The following is a 3,588-nucleotide window of genomic DNA, read 5'->3' as shown; positions in this document are numbered from 1 at the left end:
CCAACTGTACTTTGCTATGTTCATAAGGGGAAAGGAAAAGAAGTTGCAGACGAAATGCAATCACTATTTCCCGATTGTAAGGTAGACTTGCTACACGTTATGAACGAAGGAAGCAAAGTTCTGCACTATTCAACAGAGCATATTGAAAGTATATAATTATGTGACAAAACAATAACGAATCGAGAAAAAGTATCCCAGTATTGAGGGATACTTTTTTTCTTTCCCTTCTTACAGGTGGTATAATATGGGCGTTAGTTGATAAACAAAGATTTTTGTTGAATTTCAAAATCTAATTACAATGATATATAAAGAAGGATGGTGGCAATGCATGAGGTCCAAAATCGTCAAATTTCTCTTAGCCGTAACATCAGCTGCACTTGTAATATTTGCATTTGGGTTCACCATTGCAGTGAAAGATGTCCTGAATCCCAAAGCATCTGCGATTACGAAGCAGACTGCAGTAACTGCTGAGACGAAAAAGGCGGATACGCTTCAAATTATAAGCTTAGGCGATTCGCTTACGCGGGGCGTAGGGGATAACGAAGGGCTTGGCTATATTGGTAGACTAAGAAGTAGCTTGGAAACTGATTATAAACAAAAGGTGGCTTTAAATAATTTAGCGGTCAGCGGCGCAAGAACACCGGAATTAATTAAGCAGCTTTCCGATAACGGTGTGAGATACTCAATTAGTAGGGCCAATGTAATTATGATTACAATTGGCGGAAACGACGTATTTCCAGGCTGGCAGACCATTGGGGAAACGGATTTAACACAATTTCATCCAGATGTGGCAACGTTCCAAGAGAATGTGAAGAAAATTATTACAGAGATTCGTGAAATTAATCCGGACAGTCCTATTTATTGGCTCGGTTTATATAATCCGTTTGAAGATGTACCAGAATTAAAAGGCTCGGGTTCTGTCGTTGTTGACTGGAACAATGTATTGATTAAATCAACGATTGATTCCAAAGGTGTGTATATTGTACCGACATACGACTTATTTCAAGGACGAACGAAAGAACTTCTTTTCTCAGACCATTTTCATCCGAATAATAAGGGCTATACGTTGATGGCAAACCGTCTGCTGCAAGATGTAGTCAGTCAATTTAATATTGCGGCGAAAGGAGCAACGAATCCATGACCTCAGTTCTTTCTGTTCAAGGACTTACGAAAGTAGTCGGAAAGAAAACACTAGTAGAAAATATTGCGTTTGATGTAAAAGCAGGGGAAGTGTTTGGCTTTTTAGGACCGAACGGTGCAGGAAAAACGACAACGATACGTATGCTAGTCGGGTTAATCAAGCCAACGAAAGGAAGTATTGCAATTGGCGGTTTTGATGTGAAAACGAGGTTTCGAAAGGCGATGCGACAAATTGGTAGCATTGTAGAAAACCCTGAGCTTTATACTTACTTAACTGGCTGGGAAAATTTAAAGCAATTCTCTCGTATGCTCGGAGGCATCCCAGATAAACGCATTATGGAGATTGCAAAGATGGTCCATCTCGATCAGCGCATTCATGAGAAGGTAAAAACATATTCTCTTGGAATGAAGCAGCGTCTAGGAATCGCCCAAGCCCTGCTTGGCAGTCCAAAATTATTAATACTAGATGAGCCAACGAACGGTCTAGATCCTGCGGGTATTCGTGAACTGCGTGAGTTTATTCATATGCTCGTTAAGGAGCAAAACATTAGTGTATTCATTTCGAGCCATTTACTAAGTGAAGTGCAGTTAATTTGTGATCGTGTTGCGATTATCGACCACGGAAAAATGATTACAGTAGCAACGATTGATGATCTTGTTAAAAAAGCTTCAGATCGAGTGGAATGGACCGTTACGCCGGTAGAAAAGGCAGAAGCCTTGCTTCTAAGTGCAGGAGTGAAGGAAGTAACACATAGCGGCAATAAGCTATTTTGCCGCATGTCTCTAGCAAGTGTTAGCGCCTATACCAAAATGTTTGTGGAACAAGGAATTGAAGTACATGGTGTGAAGGAACTTGTATTTACATTAGAGGATCTTTTCATGGAGCTGACAAGGGGGGAAGAATATGCGTGAATTTGGCGGTTTGCTCTATAACGAAGCTGAAAAGATTTATCGAAAGAAGCGCGTCGCTGTTATCGTGTTAATCCTGCTTGTATTACTACCTATTTTTGTTTACGCGCAGTATCGCCAAGTCGAAACCACGCAGCAGCGTCTAGGTACAAGTGATTGGCGTGTATCCTTGCAACAGCAAATTGTTGATACGCAAAATCGGCTAAATAATACCCATTTGCCGGATGAATGGAAAACGTGGTTAAAGGTACAAGTATCGCAGCAGCAGTATTACTTGGATCACAGCATCAATCCAAATGCCCCAGGTGCCCCTACCTTTGTGCGGGCATTCATTGAACAAGGAATTACGCTATTTGTTCCGCTACTCGTTATGATTGTTGCCATTGATATTGTATCGGGCGAACAGAGTGATGGGACAATCAAAGCGTTGCTCACCCGACCAATTCGCAGGTGGAAAATATTACTTAGCAAATATGTAACTATGCTTCTATTTGTATCGCTTATTTTGCTTATTATTGGCGTGATGTCTTATCTTATTTCGGGTCTTGTCTTCGGTTATTCTGGATGGAGTCTTCCTGTTCTTACAGGCTTTATTACGCAAAATGATAGTTTAAATACAAGCTTCGTTCACCTAATCCCGCAGTGGAAATACATTTTAATGGCGTATGGGTTAGCTTGGTTTGTTGCGGTTGTAGTTGGAACGATTTCCTTTATGGTTTCCGTGCTCATCCGTAATACGCCAGCAGGAATGGGCGTGATGCTCTCGGGTCTGATTGCCGGTAGTATTTTGAGCGGATTTGCAACGTCTTGGGAAGGAGCTAGATATATATTCAGTGTGAATTTAGCGCTTACTGATTATTTATCGGGGCAATTGCCAGCACTGAAGGGATTGTCGATGAGCTTCTCTCTTATTACGCTATCTGTTTGGGCAGTTGTATCGCTTTTGATCGCTTTTTTTGTTTTTACACGACAGGATATTTCCAATTAAGAAAAGCAGAGTCTAGTTTAGACCCTGCTTTTCTATTGGCTTCTCCGTTTTAAAAATACATTTCTACCTTGTGTAAAAATCGTTTGCGCGAGTGAGAGCCAAACATTGTAGGTAGGGTTTGGCTGTTTTCCTTTCCCGATTCGCTCTAGCTGTTGCTCATACCAAATAAACTCGAGCATGGCGCCCTCATCAATTCGTTTTACTCCTGTTACAATCGGTGCAAGAGTGCGAACCGCTTTGTCGCCTGTGAGCAACTTATTTGGTAAATCAGGTTCTACAGCGAGCGGGCGTGCCAATCCAACCATGTCGGTAGCACCTTCTTCAATGGCTGCTTGCATGCCTTTTGCAGAGCGGAACCCCCCTGTTACGACGATGGGAGTGGAGACAAGCTGGCGAACGTGCTCGGCATATTCAAGAAAATAGGCTTCCCTTTTGATGGTGCTTTCCTTCCTCTTTCGTCCGGTCATGCTTGGATTTTCATAGGTGCCGCCAGATATTTCAATTAAATCAATGCCTGTGTTTTCAAGCTCTTTCACAACGAGCATCGATTC

At 41.9% G+C, this 3,588-nt stretch carries 4 protein-coding genes; 3 read left to right on the top strand and 1 reads right to left on the bottom strand.

What is annotated here, in order from left to right; genetic code table 11:
• The first annotated feature begins 328 nt into the window (after nt 1-328).
• Genes AC11ZT_RS06225 through AC11ZT_RS06215 form a run of 3 tightly spaced genes read left to right on the top strand, consistent with a single transcriptional unit; the run spans nt 329 to nt 3,037 of the window.
• On the top strand, nt 329-1,141 hold the full coding sequence (locus AC11ZT_RS06225; RefSeq protein WP_484058769.1) for an SGNH/GDSL hydrolase family protein: 813 nt from the start codon (nt 329-331) through the stop codon (nt 1,139-1,141).
• Nucleotides 1,138-2,052, top strand: a complete 915-nt coding sequence (locus AC11ZT_RS06220) for an ABC transporter ATP-binding protein (RefSeq protein WP_484058768.1) — start codon at nt 1,138-1,140, stop codon at nt 2,050-2,052. Before AC11ZT_RS06225 ends, AC11ZT_RS06220 begins: the two co-directional genes overlap by 4 nt.
• Nucleotides 2,045-3,037, top strand: coding sequence for an ABC transporter permease (locus AC11ZT_RS06215; protein ID WP_484058767.1), 993 nt, complete (start codon nt 2,045-2,047; stop codon nt 3,035-3,037). The genes AC11ZT_RS06220 and AC11ZT_RS06215 overlap by 8 nt, the downstream gene beginning before the upstream one ends.
• Before the next feature lie 32 nt (nt 3,038-3,069).
• On the opposite strand, the gene AC11ZT_RS06210 is transcribed toward AC11ZT_RS06215, so the two are convergent.
• Nucleotides 3,070-3,588 (bottom strand): oxidoreductase (locus tag AC11ZT_RS06210; RefSeq protein ID WP_484058766.1); only part of this gene is annotated, 519 nt, incomplete at its 5' end.

The organism is Ectobacillus sp., assembly GCF_056992975.1.
This window is presented reverse-complemented; position numbering and strand designations above follow the sequence as displayed.

Coding starts and splice junctions, on each gene's coding strand:
- AC11ZT_RS06225 (WP_484058769.1), top strand. CDS start 329: ATGAGGTCCAAAATCGTCAAATTTCTCTTAGCCGTAACATCAGCTGCA.
- AC11ZT_RS06220 (WP_484058768.1), top strand. CDS start 1,138: ATGACCTCAGTTCTTTCTGTTCAAGGACTTACGAAAGTAGTCGGAAAG.
- AC11ZT_RS06215 (WP_484058767.1), top strand. CDS start 2,045: ATGCGTGAATTTGGCGGTTTGCTCTATAACGAAGCTGAAAAGATTTAT.